General features: G+C 64.4%; 17 protein-coding genes and 3 pseudogenes. 10 read left to right on the top strand and 10 right to left on the bottom strand.

Going from position 1 to position 15,297, the window contains the following annotated elements; all coding sequences use genetic code 11:
- Positions 1 to 50: 50 nt before the first annotated feature.
- The 3 genes from KRR38_RS08610 (at position 51) to KRR38_RS08600 (ending at position 3,266) form a co-directional block, all read left to right on the top strand.
- Complete coding sequence (locus KRR38_RS08610) at positions 51 to 392, top strand: hypothetical protein (RefSeq protein ID WP_217400571.1); 342 nt, start codon at positions 51 to 53, stop codon at positions 390 to 392.
- A gap of 440 nt (positions 393 to 832) precedes the next feature.
- Positions 833 to 1,606 (top strand): polysaccharide deacetylase family protein, encoded by a 774-nt coding sequence (locus KRR38_RS08605; protein WP_217400569.1) that lies wholly within the window; start codon positions 833 to 835, stop codon positions 1,604 to 1,606.
- A gap of 308 nt (positions 1,607 to 1,914) precedes the next feature.
- Positions 1,915 to 3,266 (top strand): IS3 family transposase gene (locus KRR38_RS08600; protein WP_217400566.1). Its coding sequence is split into 2 segments (ribosomal slippage): positions 1,915 to 2,251 and positions 2,251 to 3,266, totalling 1,353 coding nucleotides; the frame shifts between segments, so codons are not numbered across the junction.
- A 77-nt stretch (positions 3,267 to 3,343) separates the two neighbouring features.
- Here KRR38_RS08600 and KRR38_RS08595 read toward each other — a convergent pair.
- The 9 genes and pseudogenes from KRR38_RS08595 to KRR38_RS08555 all read right to left on the bottom strand — a co-directional run.
- Positions 3,344 to 3,973 (bottom strand): annotated as a pseudogene (locus tag KRR38_RS08595) (TraC family protein); the annotation flags it as partial.
- The gene (locus KRR38_RS08590; protein ID WP_375293414.1) at positions 3,970 to 4,590 is read right to left on the bottom strand and encodes a TraV family lipoprotein; all 621 of its coding nucleotides are present in this window, start codon (positions 4,588 to 4,590) and stop codon (positions 3,970 to 3,972) included. The pseudogene KRR38_RS08595 and the gene KRR38_RS08590, both read right to left, overlap by 4 nt.
- Before the next feature lie 31 nt (positions 4,591 to 4,621).
- Positions 4,622 to 5,951, bottom strand: a pseudogene (locus tag KRR38_RS08585) (TraB/VirB10 family protein).
- A gap of 47 nt (positions 5,952 to 5,998) precedes the next feature.
- Positions 5,999 to 6,713: pseudogene (locus KRR38_RS08580) on the bottom strand (type-F conjugative transfer system secretin TraK).
- A gap of 52 nt (positions 6,714 to 6,765) precedes the next feature.
- Entirely contained in the window at positions 6,766 to 7,404 is a 639-nt protein-coding gene (locus tag KRR38_RS08575) for a type IV conjugative transfer system protein TraE (RefSeq protein WP_217400562.1), read from the bottom strand.
- 8 nt (positions 7,405 to 7,412) lie between these two features.
- Positions 7,413 to 7,679 carry a type IV conjugative transfer system protein TraL gene (locus KRR38_RS08570; RefSeq protein WP_217400559.1) on the bottom strand — a complete coding sequence of 89 codons (267 nt, stop codon included), beginning with the start codon at positions 7,677 to 7,679 and terminating at the stop codon, positions 7,413 to 7,415.
- A gap of 140 nt (positions 7,680 to 7,819) precedes the next feature.
- Positions 7,820 to 8,137, bottom strand: coding sequence for a hypothetical protein (locus tag KRR38_RS08565; RefSeq protein WP_217400558.1), 318 nt, complete (start codon positions 8,135 to 8,137; stop codon positions 7,820 to 7,822).
- Between the two features lie 193 nt (positions 8,138 to 8,330).
- Complete coding sequence (locus tag KRR38_RS08560) at positions 8,331 to 9,119, bottom strand: DsbC family protein (protein ID WP_217400556.1); 789 nt, start codon at positions 9,117 to 9,119, stop codon at positions 8,331 to 8,333.
- A gap of 3 nt (positions 9,120 to 9,122) precedes the next feature.
- A complete protein-coding gene (locus KRR38_RS08555) occupies positions 9,123 to 9,431 on the bottom strand; it encodes a hypothetical protein (protein WP_217400554.1) in 309 nt (102 codons plus the stop codon).
- Positions 9,432 to 9,751: 320 nt separating this feature from the next.
- Here KRR38_RS08555 and KRR38_RS08550 point away from each other — a divergent pair, with 320 nt between their 5' ends.
- From KRR38_RS08550 to KRR38_RS08520, 7 genes are all read left to right on the top strand, one after another.
- Positions 9,752 to 10,192, top strand: a complete 441-nt coding sequence (locus KRR38_RS08550) for a hypothetical protein (RefSeq protein ID WP_217400552.1) — start codon at positions 9,752 to 9,754, stop codon at positions 10,190 to 10,192.
- Positions 10,193 to 10,440: 248 nt separating this feature from the next.
- Complete coding sequence (locus KRR38_RS08545; protein WP_254514698.1) at positions 10,441 to 10,740, top strand: hypothetical protein; 300 nt, start codon at positions 10,441 to 10,443, stop codon at positions 10,738 to 10,740.
- A 13-nt stretch (positions 10,741 to 10,753) separates the two neighbouring features.
- Entirely contained in the window at positions 10,754 to 11,389 is a 636-nt protein-coding gene (locus tag KRR38_RS08540) for a GntR family transcriptional regulator (protein WP_217400548.1), read from the top strand.
- 163 nt (positions 11,390 to 11,552) lie between these two features.
- Positions 11,553 to 11,684, top strand: coding sequence for a benenodin family lasso peptide (locus tag KRR38_RS08535; RefSeq protein ID WP_217400546.1), 132 nt, complete (start codon positions 11,553 to 11,555; stop codon positions 11,682 to 11,684).
- Between the two features lie 22 nt (positions 11,685 to 11,706).
- Positions 11,707 to 12,426 carry a lasso peptide biosynthesis B2 protein gene (locus tag KRR38_RS08530; RefSeq protein WP_217400543.1) on the top strand — a complete coding sequence of 240 codons (720 nt, stop codon included), beginning with the start codon at positions 11,707 to 11,709 and terminating at the stop codon, positions 12,424 to 12,426.
- Positions 12,423 to 14,147: an asparagine synthase-related protein gene (locus KRR38_RS35890; RefSeq protein WP_217400541.1), complete on the top strand. Its 1,725-nt coding sequence runs from the start codon at positions 12,423 to 12,425 to the stop codon at positions 14,145 to 14,147. Before KRR38_RS08530 ends, KRR38_RS35890 begins: the two co-directional genes overlap by 4 nt.
- A 158-nt stretch (positions 14,148 to 14,305) precedes the next feature.
- Positions 14,306 to 14,581, top strand: coding sequence for an HU family DNA-binding protein (locus KRR38_RS08520; RefSeq protein ID WP_217400539.1), 276 nt, complete (start codon positions 14,306 to 14,308; stop codon positions 14,579 to 14,581).
- 187 nt (positions 14,582 to 14,768) lie between these two features.
- On the opposite strand, the gene KRR38_RS08515 is transcribed toward KRR38_RS08520, so the two are convergent.
- The gene (locus KRR38_RS08515; protein ID WP_217400537.1) at positions 14,769 to 15,296 is read right to left on the bottom strand and encodes a MucR family transcriptional regulator; all 528 of its coding nucleotides are present in this window, start codon (positions 15,294 to 15,296) and stop codon (positions 14,769 to 14,771) included.
- Position 15,297: the final 1 nt, after the last annotated feature.

The following is a 15,297-nucleotide window of genomic DNA, read 5'->3' as shown; positions in this document are numbered from 1 at the left end:
ATTCTGGGGCGCTGCAGATGACCTGCATTTAGCCGGGGGGCTAGTAGCGGATGATGGCAGAAGGCCCCGACCGTCTCTTCGAAATCTATTTGGCGCTTGACGATGCCTATTTGCATGACGCGGCGCCTTCGCTCCGAACCTATACCCTCTTAGCGGACTTCATCGATCACACGCGGCTGAACAACCCGGCGAGCGAGTTCCTGCCTCTTGCTGGGCGCATCCTGGTGACTCTCCATCGCCTGCAACGGGCGCTCGGAAATGAGGTTGCCGGGGTAATCATGGACGGTTCGAGGCACAGACTGAAAAAGCTTTGTGATGAATGGCTCAGGGCTTGCCCGCTCCATGTCGCGAACTCGGACTTGGAAACGCTCAGAATGGTGACGGCGACGTGAAGTCTTGGCGACCGGATCATGTGGTCGGTCGCAGTTCGAGAGCCGATGGTTTGAGCTGATCCGCACTCACCTTGTCGCAGTGCGGGACTAGCCGCCGCGATTCCGTCTGGTCTCGATCAAGCACGCGCGGGTGGGAAGCTGCCGGCGCATTGAAATGGCAGACGCGGCGAGGCGCGATCAATTTCAGCCTGTTGCGCATAACTGCAGTCCATCGATGTGCGCGCCATTGACCACTCAACCGCAAGAGGTCACTCGCGCGTGGAGGGGTATTTCATCATGTCTGACACTTCGAAACAGCGCCTTTTCGCTCTTGTCATGTGGGCATCCGTAGCCTGCGGGATGATCTTTGCAGGCTGGGCGGCTCGGGGCTGATCCACCGCGGCTCCTATTCTTGATACTGGTCAGGAAATGGCATCTGATTGAAAGCAGTCAAAGCCTGGATGATTGATCGCCGCACAGCACTATTGACCCTGCTGATAGGCACCCTCGCTCCCCCGGGCTTCGCTGGTGCCTCAAGCTTTCGAGGGGGCGTCGTGAGCCTTACCTACGACGATGGGCTGGACAGCCAGCTCGACATCGCCTGGCCGGCGCTCGATAGCCGCGGCCTCCATGGTACCTTCTACGTCACCCTCGAGAACATAGCGGAGCGAGCCGCCGATTGGCAGGAACTCGCTGCCAAAGGACACGAGCTTGCCAATCACACCGCCAGCCATCCCTGCGACCTCCGCGGCACTGGATGGCGAACCTACGGGCGCACGCAGCTTGCTCCCGTGAACCGCGCGCTTGGTCGCTGGGATGGAACGACAAGCCGTAGAGATTTTGCCTATCCATGCGATGTCACCGACCTGGGGCCGGGTTCGCCGAACCAGCAAATGCGGCGGTTTGAGGCCGTTCTACGTGCGAATGATATTGCCTCCGCGCGGACGAGCGAGGGCCCGCCAAATTCGCTGACCTGGGCACGGAGGCATCCGTTTAGGCTGAAAGCCTTGGCTGCCGGTTTTGACGCGACAAGGCTGTCCGAGCTGACCGGCTATCTGCGTAGCGCCCAGTTGCAGGATCGCTGGGCGATCCTGGTTTTTCACGATCTTGTTCGCGCCCGCCCGAGCGAAGGACAATTCCTGGCCGAAACCCACGATGCATTGCTCGACGCGATTTTGAAAATGAGCATCCGCTGCCACCGCGTATGTGACGTCATGAAGGAAATGGGGGCGTAGGCGAACTCGCGGGACCAGCTAGGGTACGAGCTCCCAATCAGGCAGCAGTAGGCTATCGTCCTGCACAAGGTCCCCGGACTGCGTAAGATATAGCCACGCGCCGGTGCCTTCTCCGTGCAGGCGTGTCTCGATCGTGATGCCTGGAGTCCGAAAGGCGGGATCGTGGAACACCCTTTCATCCTCCTCGGCCACCGTCGCGAGATCGAACCACTTGCGCTGCGTGTGTCCGCCGTCAGCACCTATGGCCCAGATTTGAGGTTGTGATTTAAGGAGGATTTGGGTCTCGTCGTAGTGACGAAGGAACGAAGATGAGACCCAAATCCTCGAACACCAAGAAGCCTGCGGAGCAGGTGGTGAAGGACATCCGACGCGCAACCCGGCGGCACTTTTCGGCGGAAGACAAGATCCGGATCGTGCTGGATGGTCTACGCGGCGAGGACAGCATCGCCGAGCTGTGCCGCAAGGAAGGCATTGCCCAGAGCTTGTATTACACCTGGTCGAAGGAGTTCATGGAAGCGGGCAAGCGCCGCCTGGCCGGTGACACCGCCCGTGCCGCCACCAGCGATGAGGTGAAGGATCTACGCCGGGAAGCCAGCGCCCTGAAGGAATGCGTTGCCGACCTCACCCTGGAAAACCGCCTGCTCAAAAAAAGCATGATCGCGGATGGGGGCGACGACGCATGAGGTATCCCGGATCCGAGAAGCTCGAGATCATCAGGATTGTCGAGCAGTCCCACCTGTCGGCGCGCAAGACCCTGGAGCAACTGGGCATCCCGCGACGGACCTTCTGCCGCTGGTATGACCGCTACCTCGAGGGCGGTCCCGAAGCGCTGGAAGATAGGCCCTCGGCACCGAGCCGGGTGTGGAACCGCATCCCCAGCGAGATCCACGACAAGATTATCGAACTGGCGCTGGATCAGTCCGAGTTGTCGCCCCGCGAACTGGCCGTGCGGTTCACCGACGAGCAGCGCTACTTCGTGTCGGAAGCCACGGTTTACCGGCTGCTCAAAGCCCATGACCTGATCACCAGCCCGGCCTACGTGGTGATCAAGGCGGCCGATCGCTTCCACACCCAGACCACCCGCCCGAACGAGATGTGGCAGACCGACTTCACCTACTTCAAGATCATCGGGTGGGGCTGGATGTATCTGTCGACCGTGCTCGACGATTACTCGCGCTACATCATCGCCTGGAAGCTGTGCTCCACGATGCGGGCCGAGGACGTCACCGACACGCTGGACCTGGCGCTGGCAACCTCTGGCTGCGACCAGGTGAACGTCCATCACAAGCCGCGCCTGCTGTCGGACAATGGACCCTGTTACCTCGCCAGCGAACTGGCCGAATACATCGAAGCCCAGCGCATGAGCCATGTGCGCGGCGCGCCCTTCCATCCCCAGACACAGGGCAAGATCGAACGCTGGCACCAGACCATGAAGAACCGCATCCTGCTGGAAAATTACTTCCTGCCCGGCGACCTTGAATGCCAGATCGAGGCCTTCGTCGAGCACTACAATCACCGGCGCTACCACGAGAGCCTGGACAACGTGACGCCCGCCGATGCCTACTTCGGCAGGGCCGCAGCCGTCATCAAACAGCGCGAAAGGATCAAACGGCAGACCATCGAACATCGGCGCTTGCAGCACCGCAAGCTCGCCGCATAACATCAACCCCCAGACGAGGCCCACACTCCGCTAATTTACGCCGCGAGATGCGCCAAATGTTCTGACGACGGACAGCGGATGGCGCGCGCGGGACGGCCATCGGCAGCGTCCGCAAATACGCCCGGCGCATCGGCGAAAACGCCGTTGAATATGCGGCGGTAGAACGCGACGAGATCCTCGGGCGGAAGACGTCGGATGCCGAGCTTGTCGAGCTGCTCTTCGACCTGGCGGCGCAGGTCCTCGCCGAGGCGCCCACGCGTCTTGATCGAGAGCAGGAGCCGGAAATTGCGCAGGGGAATCCCGTGCATGGCATCCAGGCCCGCGGTCCCGGCGCGCAGGTATTCGGCGGTCCGGCGGGCCGAGGCCTGGATCAGCGGATCGGGCCGGCGCTTGAGATCGAGGAAGGCATCGAGCGCGTCGTTGATCAGCGGATCGGCGAAGGAATGGAGCTGCAGCACCGTGCCTTCGGGAAAATGAATGTTGAGAAGCCCGAGCAGCGCCTGGTGGACGTGAGCGAAGAGATAGGCGGAGGGCACGAGCTCCCAGGCCTGTCCCCACCCGTCGTCGATCGTGATAAAGGCCTGCGCCTCCTCGTCCCAGGCTACGAGTGGCAGGAAATCCGAATAGGCGTCGCGCGCGACAGAGCGCCGCAGCGCTGCGATTGTCAGGCCGCCCTGGTCGCCGCGGGAGCTTCCCGAGGCACTCATGGCAGTTTCTCCTCAGCGGCCGCCGGCGTCGGAGCAGGTTCCCCTGTATCTGCGGCATCGTCGGCGCTCCGTGTCCGTTCCTGCTGCAGGACTGGGATCCGTGGGGCCTCGGCCGGAGGGTTCACGAGGTAGTCGCCGACGACCCACTGCGGCCGATCAAGGATCGAATAGACGTAGCGCGGCATATAGAGCCGGTCCGGGCGGCCGCGGTCGGCGTAGGGCAGGATCAGGGTGCGCACCGTGCGGCCCTGCCGCAGCATCGGGGTCTCGGGGGCGTCGATCAGGCCCTGGAGCTCGCGGTAGACGCTGTCGCGGTAGCCGGCGTAGGGTGCGCCAGCGCGTTTGGCGCGCCTATCTTTGCTGGCCGGATTGCCGCCGATGAGCGCCTTGTCGCGCGTCACGGCCGGGTTCGAGCGCGACGGCGCACCGGCGACCGCATCGTCGTGGGCCTGGGCCGGGTCGACGCACTGGCCATGGTCGCTGTTCTTGCACGAGAAGGTCTCGCTGTAGGGCGACATGACCTTGCCGAGCGAGGCGCAGCCCCCAAGAAGTCCCAGGGCTGGCAGAGCGAACGCGGGCAGGGCAAATAGCTGTTGGAATGTGGTCTGCTTCTTCACGCGGAAATCTCCTGTCCTTGGGAGTTGCGGATCAGAATTTGCTCCCGGCGGTCGGCTTGATCTCGAGGGCGACGCCCTCCTGGATCACCACGACGACCTCCTTGGCCGCGCCGACTTCGACAATCGGGCCGGCCTGTCGGGCGAGGTCGAGGTAGAAATCGGTGAGCTTGTCGGAAGAGCGCGAGAAGCCGCCGGCGATCCCGGTCTTGGCGGCATCGCCGGGACCCAGCGTGCGCACCGAGCCGAGCGCCGAGGTCGAGACGTCGCCGAAGGTGTTTTCGACCGACTGGCCGATGCCGGAGATGGTGCCGGCGATGAATGCACGGGCGAGGGTCGCGCCGGCGCGGGTGACCACGCGGCCCGACAGACCCTTCTTGCCGTCGGTATCGACGAAGAAGCCCTTGATCGGTTGGTCGACCACCGAGCGCTCGTCGAAGTCGATGCAGGAGAGTGAGACGAGCTGGACCTCGACTCGCTCCTTGGCGAGGCTTCCCGTCGCGTTGCCGATGACGAAGCAGCCGGCGAGGTTCGCCTTGACGTCATTGGGCAGCACGGCGGGGGCCTGGACGCGGGCGATGAGCGGCTCGGGGTTCGACGTCGCATCCCGGCTCGCCAGCGCATCGACGCCGGTCAGGAGCCGGGCCTTCATGAAACCAGGCGGCAAATAGATCGTCCGATTCTTTTTTGGCAGCCGCGCCCGCTCCTTCGCCATTTGCCGGCACGAGCGTCGCCGCGGCAGCACCGATGGCGCCGACCGTTTTTTCGACGGGCGGGGCGGGAGGCGCAGGCGGTGCGCTCGTCACGGGCGGCGGCGGGATAGAACCAGCCGAAGCGCCGATTTCGGCGTCGCTGGGCGGCGGAGGCAGCGACGGTGCGCTGCCTGGGAGCGCCGAGGGCAGAGCGCCCTCAGTGTCTCTGGCATCGCCAACTGATCCAGCGTGCGTGCCGGGCCCGATCTTGCCTTCCTCGATCGCGGTGATGCGCTCGCCGAGCAGGTCCTGGCCATCGAGAACCTTCTTGAGATCGCCGCGCAGCTTGGTCTCGAGGCTGTCCCCGCGCAGGCCTGCGCCCATGTCGAGCTTCGAGGCCGTCGGCACCTGCAGCGCTGGGGCGTCGTTCGCCGTCGAGGCGGCGTAGAGGCCCCAGCCGACCAGGGCGACGATGGCGGCGATCCCTGCCTGCCGCGCACGCAGCTTTTGAAGCGAGGTTAGAGCCGCCCACCGCGCCTTGAGATCGAATGGACCGCTGGCAGGCGACTCGCCCTCCGGGCTGTCTAGCCATGGCGGGCGGGTAACTGACTTGCGCGTGCCCGAATTGTGGGTGCCGGGGCCGGCGTCGCTGAGATCCGCGGCTTCGTGCATGGCGTCGTCGCTGCTTGGGGCGCCGTGCCGGGTTTCATGGGGGCCGCTCACTGCGTGTCTCCCTGGCGCACGACGATCAGGCGGGCAGCTTCGCCTGCCTTGAGCGCCAGGCGGTCGAGGCTGACCGCATAGATGCGGGTGCCGAAGGTCCGGTCGAGGAAGCGGCGTTCGTCGAGCTCGGTGTCGGCATTGGCGTCGATCCTGTATTCGGACGCTGAAAGCCCGGAGCCTTCGATCTCGACGCGCCGCCGCTCGCGGATGAGAAGACCGCCCAGTCCGGCCAGCGCGATCAGCTGCCGTGCGGGCGCGACGTCGGCGAAGCTTGCCGGGATCCGCTCCTGCAGCATCGATAGTGTGATCGAGACAGCGCGTTCCTCGGGGGGCGAGCGGGTCTAGAAGATCCTCGTTTGCCTTCGCGCGCTGACCCGCACCGGGGGTCAAGGTGACGGTCTGGGCGGGAATGTCCGAGGGCTCAGCGTAGAGCGGATAGATCGCGCCGCCACAGGAGACGAAGAATTCCGATGGCGCGGTGACGTAGCTCCTCGTCACCATGCCGGCGTCGTCGGTCTCCTTGACCAGGAACTTGATCCAGGCGTCGGAGCCGGCCTTTTCGACGGCGATGGCTTTCTCGGCCGAGAACTTCACGTCCTCGATATCGCCCCCGACGCACACCAAGTGATTGATGTCGCGGTTGGAGAGGCGGATGTTGCTGACCTGGTCGGGCAGGGCGGTGACCGCTTGCGCCTTTGCGAGCGTCGCCATGAAGAGCGAGGACGAGACGGCGAGGGCGCAAAGCGCCGCTGCAAGCGCCCCCCTATTGGACGTCGGCATCGAATTTCTCCTCGGAAAGGCGGACAAGCCAGAAGCGGCCGTTGTCGACGAGGTAGGCAATGCGAAGATTGCCGCGGAACTTGCGGATGACCCCGCCGATGACGCGCACCTTCTCGACCGGCACGAGGATCTCGCTGGCCGTCCAGGTGATTGGCTGATCCGAGCGGATGTAAGTCGCGATCGAGAGTGTCGGGTTCTCCGAGAGCTCGTCGATCAGCGCGTTGAAGGTATCGCGCATTCCATTGTAGGCCGATGGGTGCGCGATGCTCAGCAGTTCCTGGAACTGCCGGTCCGCCGAATAGGCCGAGTAAGTCCCCGACAGTGCGACGATGTTGCGCGTGATTGCGCGCAGGTAAGTCGGCGAGGGTGTATTGCCCGTCACGTATAGGTCGCCGCCGGCCCCGAAGGGTACGATCACCGTGCGCCTGTTTTGGTCGCTCGAGTATTGGGCGGCGGCGAGCACGACCGTGATCCCGAGCAGTCCGACAATGGCGAACTTGAGGAGCCGGTTTTCCTCGAAGAGGTTCGAGCTCCCTTGCAGGTAGCGGTGGATGCCGAAGCTCGGCGGCTTGCCGAGCAGCGGATCGGCTTCCGGGCCGGTGTGGCGGTTGAAGAACGACATGGGCCTCCTCACTCGAAGAAGCGGGTCTGGGTCGGACCCGGATAATTGCGGAAGCTGAGCAGGCCCCAGCGCCAGGCGAGGTGCGGCAGGAACCCGCGCGGCTTCGAGCGTTTCCAGGGCAGGAAAAGGAGAAGGGCGGCGATGAGCATCCAGCCGATGAGTCCGCCGACGATCGCGGCAACGAACACGCTCGACATGACCAGCACGAACTCGTCCGATCCGAACCACAGGATCTGAACCGGCCGGTGGAGGTACTGAGGCAGACGCTCGTCCAATGCCCTTCTCCTTCTGCTTCAAGACCTCACCGAAGGGGGGAGGTCAGATCCAGCAGCCGACAACCGCGAACCGATTGGCGCCAGCTGGCAGGTGAGGCGGGCACGGGCTCCATGCGCTGAGCCCGCGCTTCGCCAGTCGATCAGATCAGCATTCCGAAGGTCTGGAGGATCGAGTCCGCCTTGATCAGGCAGACCGCCGCCACGATCGTCGGAATGCCGATCATGATGTTCGAGAACAGCCGGCTGACGCCGAACAGGAATGCGGCTACGCCGCCGACGAAGCCCAACGGCCCCTTGACGCCCTGGTTCACGACGATGTCGTAGATGTCGTAGCCAAGGTCGCCGGCCGCAGGCGCGGTGAAGGCATTGGCTGCGCCCATCGTCACCATGAGAGCGGCCAGAGCCATCAGCGAATAGTCGGCGCCTCGAAACGTGGCTCGCCTGAGTGCTTTGATCATAGGGGTACTCCGGAAATCGGAGCCGTCCGTTGGCGATGCCTGCCGCTCAGGCACGAAGGCCTGTCGGACGATGGCCGTGTCGGACGGCTCCAGTGAGCCGCGGCCATCGGGCATGGCGTGCCGCCGGCCGGCTGCAGGCCCGGCGAGGCCAACGGGCTCGCCGCTGCATGGCGGAGGGAGGGGGAGGGCGCGGTCAGCGCGGAGCACTGGTGAGCGCCTTTGCAGCGGCTTTGGGACCTGCGGCGCCGAGGAACGCCTCGAGCTCGCCCTGGCGAAAACCCGAGATGACCTGGCCGCCGGCGATGAGCGTCGGTGTCCCGCCGATCTGGGTTTCCGCGACGACTTTGGTGTGAGCCTCCAGGCTGGCGCGGCCTTCGGGGCAGGTGAGGAGCTTCTCGGGCGCCGCGCCTTCGTAGACCGCCTTGAAGGCAGCCTCCCTGTCGCTCGAACAGAGAATATGCTCGGCCTTGGCCGCGGCCCGGGCGTGAATGCCGGTTACGAACAGAATGAGCCGCCGGACCGGCTTGCCCTCGGCCGCCTTCGCCGACCAGAAGCGGTCTAGCGCGCGGCAATAGGGACATTCGGGATCGGTGAACTCGATCACCGTCGGCGCGTCCGCGGGCCCGATGGCGAGCGCCTTGCTCGTATCGACCTTCGCGACCTTGCGGCGAGCCGCTTGCTCTTCGGCGAGCGCGGTGAGGTTGATGCCGCCCCGGTCGTAGACCGCCGCGAAAATCAGGTGTTCGCTTTCCGGCGCGTAGTAGAGCAGGCGGCCGCCGGCCATAGCCTGGTAGATCGGGCCTTTGACCGGGGAGGCGGCAAAGTGCTCGAACTTGAGGTTCGCGAAGCTCTGTTGCAGCTGGCGCTGGGCGTCTTCGCCCGCTGCGCTCAGGGTATCCGATCGGAGGCGGCTGCCGGCGTCGCTATTTGGCTCTGAGCCTGGGCGGACAACGCGGCTGCGGCCAGAATTGCCGGGAGCCAATATCTAGCGTGTTTCATGAATGCCTCCCGTGGTGGCCCTGGGGTTTGCGCGCGCGGCCCGGCTGCGGACGGCTTGCGTCCGCACGATGAGGGCCGCGTCGATCCGGATCGTCCTGCCCAGCCGAAACGCCGCGGGCGGTAGCGGCGGCGCTTCGCCAGCGCTGCGAATGACGAAGCTGCCGGCGGCCTCGGTCACGATCTGACCTTTGGCTTGGCCAGTTGCCGCGCCTTCTTGCGCCGAGGCGGCGACTGGCGGCATAAGAAGGGCCATCGAGACGACAGGGCCCATGGATCTGCGGATGCCGCTAGGCATGGCACGGTTCTCCATTGCGGCGCGCGGGCGCCGGTCGATGAGGATCGGTTCAGGCGGGGGAGCTTTGGTCGTTCGGGTAAGCTCGCCGTCACCGCATTCTGGTGTGAACCAGGGCATGACGGCGCGAACCCCAGCCCCGCAAGACGCAGGGCAACCGGGTGCCGAACGAGGGTAACGGGCTTCCAGCTAGTGGAAGCGGCGTTCCTCGAAGCGGCACTCTATTTCCGTTTTTGCGAGGCGGTTTCGCGCCGCCTTGAGCGCCCGCAGCGATCAGCTTCGCGAATCGGGCGCTTTGCAGACACTCAGGATCGGAGACCCAAATGGCGACGCGACCGTCACGGGCTTACAAGCTGAAGCTTTCTCGGGCCGGGATCATCCTCTTCATCGAGTGCCATGGCCGGCTGTGCCGCCTGGCCGCCGATCTGTTGCCCTACGGGATGACGCTTCGGACCGCGGTCACAATGCTCGAAGCCGTATCGCTCGATGAACTCGCCGCGGAGCTCGCTTCACGTGAGCTCGCTGGTTTCGCCGGCGGCGAGATACGTTTCGTCGGCACCTCCCCCAGCCTTGCCGTTTTCACGGCTCAGCTCGCGGCGCAGGTGGCCGAACTCGATGTTGTCCCCGCGCAGCCGCAGACCTGGCGCATCTTTCTGGCCGGGCTTTCCTTGATGCGTGAAGCTGGTGACACCCAATTGCTTCGGGCCTACAACAAGCTGCGCCAGGACGATCAAGAAGGCCGCCCGGAGCACGTCGCATCTTGATCCTATGCGCGCTCGGGAAAAATACTCTCGCACGCGAGACTAATTGTATTTGACGGTCGATGTCTTTTGCATCAACTTTCACGCGTCGGGTAAATGCTTTCTGGGAGCTTTGAGCCATCGTCAGGGGGACCTGCATGTTGCCTCAAATACTGCCGAGTAGTGATGGCGCTTCCGTAATTTCACTTATCAAGCAAAACTCTGGGAAGCGCATTGAGACGCGCCGCCGGAGGGACCGGATATCTCAAGCAATGCTTGCCGCTGCCGTCGGCCGATCCTCGCGCTGGCTGCGCGAGATCGAGGCGGGCATCGCGAGTTCGGCCCTCGAGGACCACATCCGCTGCGCCCACGCGCTCGGCATGTCGACCGCGCATATCTTCGTGCCTCTCCTGTTCGTGGAGCACAATATGCCCGTACCGCGAGAGCTTCTGATGCTGGACGACCTGTGGGACGCCGAGCGCGCCTGCCTCAGCATTCTTTACGAACACCAGTCCGCCGCGCAGTCTCGTCAAGCGCTGCGGGCGATCCCGCTTATGGATCCGAAGGACTGACGGTCGCCAAGCTATGGCCGCCGATCCCGTAACTTCGGAACGGATTTACGCATCCCTCAAGCGCGAGGTGATGAGCGGCGTCTTCGCGCCCAGCGAAGTACTCGTCGAGAGGCGAATTGCCGCCGATTTCGGTGTCAGCATCACGCCCGTGCGCGCGGCCGCGCATCGCCTGGTCGGCGAGCGTATGCTCGGGCTCAATGCCGGCGGCGGCTTTAGGATACCCGAGGTGACCGAAGGTTCGCTTCGCGAGCTCTATTTCTGGCACGGGCAGCTTGTGCGTAACGCGGTCAGCACGGGCGACCAGATCCCTCTCGACCGCAGGCCTTTGATCATGGGCCCAACCGTGTTCACCGACACGGCGGCGATGACACGCGGCCTCTTCGAGCGGATTGCGATCCGTTCCGCCAATGGCGAAATCCTGGCCGCGATTCGCTCGGCAGGCGAGCGCCTCCACGGCGCGCGACTCCGCGAAAGCTGGGTGATGCCTGGTATCGAGGATGAGCTGGCCGAAGTTCAGGCTCTGACCGAGCAAGGTTCAGGTCAGGACCTCCTGCGCGCGCTTTGGGCCTATCATCGCCGGCGGCTGCGGAGAATTTCGGAGCTGGTGGCGGCGCTCCACCTGCCGCTCGGGCGCGCCCCAAGTCTTTGACTTCCCTTGGTTCACGCAGGTGCCTCGTACGCGGCCGATCAGGATGCAGGCTGTTTGCCGCCACGTTAGTCGCCGCGGTGAGACCTTATCTGCTGAGAGATGAAATTGCGTCGGACTTACACTTGGCGCGGCTGAATGGTTCGGCCGAAAGATGGAGGTACTCATGGACCGCGAACACGAACTGACCGATCTCGACGTCGTCGAGCTGGGCGTCGCCAGCGAAGAGACCAAGGGTCTCGAGCAGGGCCAGGGCGAAGGCATCGCCAAGCGCGTCATCGGCATCAGCAACGACTGATCGGTAGGGGGCAGGCGCGGGCGTGCCCGCGCTTGCCTCACGCGCCATGTCCCAGCCCGACCCCGTCCTTGGTGCGCCGCACTACACCGCATCCCCGACACTTTCCTTTTGTATTCTGGGCGAGACCGTCATCGTCCTCGACATAGAGACGGACCGTTATTTTGCGCTTGGCCCGCGACGCGGCGAGCAGATCCTCGCGAACCTGGCCGGCAAGGAAGAGAACCCGCGCCCGCATGTCCCCGGGACCGCGCTCACCGGCGATCGCTTCGCGGGGGCCGTCTATGTCGACCGGCACCAGTTCGAGCTGCCGACACGCGACTATTCCAGCAGCTCGAAACACGGGGCGCTGGTCCTTGCGAAAGAGAGGTGGCGAGCTACCTGTCTCTATCTCGCCGCCCTGGTCATCGTGAAGTTCGGCGGCTTCGCGCGGTCTTTGCGCTGGGCCACCCTCCGAGCAAAATCAGGCAGTGCTGTTCGCCGGGCGCAGGCAGAAGCGGTCATCGATGCCCACCGCTGGGCCAGATCGCTCCTTCCCTTCAATGGCACATGCCTGCCGGCATCCCTTGCCCTGGTCCGCGGGCTCGCAGGCGTGGGCGCACCCTATGTCCTCGTCGTCGGCGTGAAGCTGGGACCATTCGCGGCGCATTGCTGGGTCGAAGACGGCGGAGCCGTTCTCAACGACGATCTCGAAACCGTCCGCCAGTTCACGCCGATCCGCTTCGTTCGAGACGCCGCGCCGTGAGCGGCTTCGCATTGCTCGCATCGACCGGGCCCTCGGAAGAAGATGCCGGCGGCCTCGATCGGGCGCTCGCTCGCGCCCGCGGTCTGGGCATGGTGGAAATCGCCCGCAATGCTGTCTGCGTTCTCCTGGTGGAGCCCGGATGCAGCTACGCGCGCAGAGCCTGCGGTGAGGGCGAAGCCTTCTTCTTCGGCGATGCCTTCGAGCGAAAGGATGCTGTCCCGACGAGACTATCCGGCATCGCCTCGCTGCTCGGCGGTCTTTGGGGAGACTTTTGTTCCATAGCGCTTCGCACCTGGCCCGAGCCGCAGGTCGAAATAGCGCCGGCGCTTTTCGGTACGGCCCGCGTCTTCGTGTTTGAGCCTGCTTCGAACGAGCGACTGTACGCCTCGTCGCTCGATATCGGACTGGCGCTTGCTGAGGAGAAACCCGCGATCGACGTCGAGGAACTCGGCGCCTTTCTGACGAGGTCGACTTTTCCGCGCAGGCGCTCCTGTCTTTCGGGGATCGCACAAATCCTGCCGGGGACCTTCGACACCTGCTCGCTGCAAGGACAGCGGACCACGACCTGGTGGAATCCCTGGTCGTTCACGCCTCAGCGCAGCGGGCAAGTAGCACGCGGCGAGCCCGAGGCGCTGCGGCGCGTCATCATGGACTGTGTCGCCCAGACCGCTCGCGGGTCGCATCCGTTGCTCGAACTCTCCGGCGGTTTCGACTCCTCGGTCCTCGCGCATTGCCTCGCGGAGGCTGGCACCGATTTCGAGGCCGTGACCCTGGTGAGTTCGGCGGCGGACGGTGACGAGCGCCTCTACGCCCGGATCGCGGCAGAGGCCGCGGGCGCCTGCCTCGCCGAAATAGCGATGCGCGTCGAAGACATCGATGTTGCCCGCCCGCCGGCGGTCCGGACGGTTCAACCGGGGCCCCATATCCTCGCGCAGCACATGGACAGCCTTGTCGAGGCGGTGGCCGCCGATCTCGGCTGCGACAGCTTCATCAGCGGTGGAGGCGGCGACAACGTCTTCTTCGCGACGTTCTCCGTGGTGCCGATCGTCGATCTATGGCGATGCCGGCGATCGCCCGCTGCTGCCTGGCGTGCGGTTCGGGACGTTGCTGCGATAACCGGCGCCGGGCAGATCGAGGTCGCCAGCCGCGCAATCTACCGTTCGTGGTGGCGGGACCGGGCACCGCGATGGGAACCCGAAATCGACTTCCTCGCCCGGGCGCTCCGCAATGTGCAAGATATCGAGCATCCCTGGCTCGCCGATGTAGACATGACCCGGCCGGGCACGGCGCGTCACGTGAGGTCGCTGATCGGAATTCTGCCGTGCCTCGAGGGCTATGCGCGGGGACGGCAGGGGCGCCTCAAGTTTCCGCTCCTGTCCGGGCCTATCGTGGAGCACTGCCTGGGCATGCCGACCTGGGAATGGATTGGCGGTGGACGCGACCGAGCCTATTCACGCCGGGCGTTCGGAGGCTTTATGCCCTCGGCCCTTCTTGCGCGCCGGCAGAAGGGCGCGCTCGACGGCATGTTCGCCCAGCTGTTCAGCGCCTATCGCACCGCGATCAGAGATCATCTCCTCGGCGGCTATCTTGCCGCACAAGGTCTCGTCGATGCGCAGGCGATCGAGCACTATTTCGCCGCGCAGGTCATTCTCACCGACAAGCAGTACTACCGGCTCATCGAATTGGCCGGCTATGAAACATGGTGCCGCGCCTGGGCCTAGAAGCTCCTTGATGGAAGGCGAGGTCGGGCAGACCCACCTCTAAGTCCGTATATTTCGCTGCATGTGTTCGGATTTCTGAGGATTACTTGGGCGGCGGCAGTAGACCGCTCAAGAACGGTCCCACTAAGCCGTTCGCTCCCGCAAGAGGAGGATGACCGATGAACAATGCAGATCTCGCCGAGGCGCTCGCCGCCTCGAATGGCCTCACTAAGACGGATGCGCGCAAGTACGTCGACGGCGTGTTCACCGCCATCGCAGATGCCGCTGCCAAGGGTGAGGAAGTTTCCCTCAATGGCTTCGGCAAATTCAAAGTCAAAGAATCTGCCGCCCGCGAAGGCCGCAGCCCTGCCACAGGCGCGACGATCCAGATCGCCGCTTCGAAGAAGCTTTCGTTCGCGCCGGCCAAGGCAGTCAAGGACAAGCTCAACGGCTAATATAAACTAACGCGGGTGTCGCGTTTGTACAATGTTGGCGGGCGCCACCTGTTACCTTGGTTGCGCGACCCGAAGGGCTTAGTTTCGAAAGATTCGAAGACCTTGACTTTAAGCGCCTGTCCGCAACTCGGCGGACGGGCGCTTTCTTTTGGGTCCGCGCCGCCAGCGCCGCGCGGACCCTCAAGAATTACTCGGCAACCTTCGTGGCCGCAGGCTTTTTCGCCCGGCCTGCGGGCTTTGCCGCGGACTTGGCGGGCGCCTTGGGTGCAACCTTTGTGCCCGGCTTGCGGCCCAGGCCAATCGACTTGGCCAGCGTGCGGCGCATGTTCGCATAGTTCTCGGCGACCATTGGATAGTCACCCTTGAGGTTGTAGCGCTGGCGATATTCGGCCGGGGTCAGGCCATGCCCGGAAAGGTGGCGCTTCAAGGTCTTGTACGGCTTGCCGTCGATCAAAGAGAGGATGTGATCCTTCGACGCGAGCGAGCGGCGGACTGACACGGCCGGCGAATATTCGCCTGCCGGCTCGGCTTCCTCGGCCGGCTGTTTTGGCGCGGCCAGTTTCGTTACTGCATCGTGCATGGTTTGGAGGAACGAGGGTACTTCGTCCGCGGGTGCTCTCGTGTTCGGATTGGAAAGCCAGGCAATAGTGAGCTCGGTCGCGAGCTCGAGAATACCAGAGTCGGAAGGTGCGTCGGCCACGTCGGTTTGCTCCATT

The organism is Novosphingobium sp. G106 (assembly GCF_019075875.1).
In the GTDB taxonomy this organism is placed as follows: Bacteria; Pseudomonadota; Alphaproteobacteria; order Sphingomonadales; family Sphingomonadaceae; genus Novosphingobium.
Note: the sequence above shows the minus strand (reverse complement) of the source record. Positions and strands in the feature narration are given on the sequence as shown.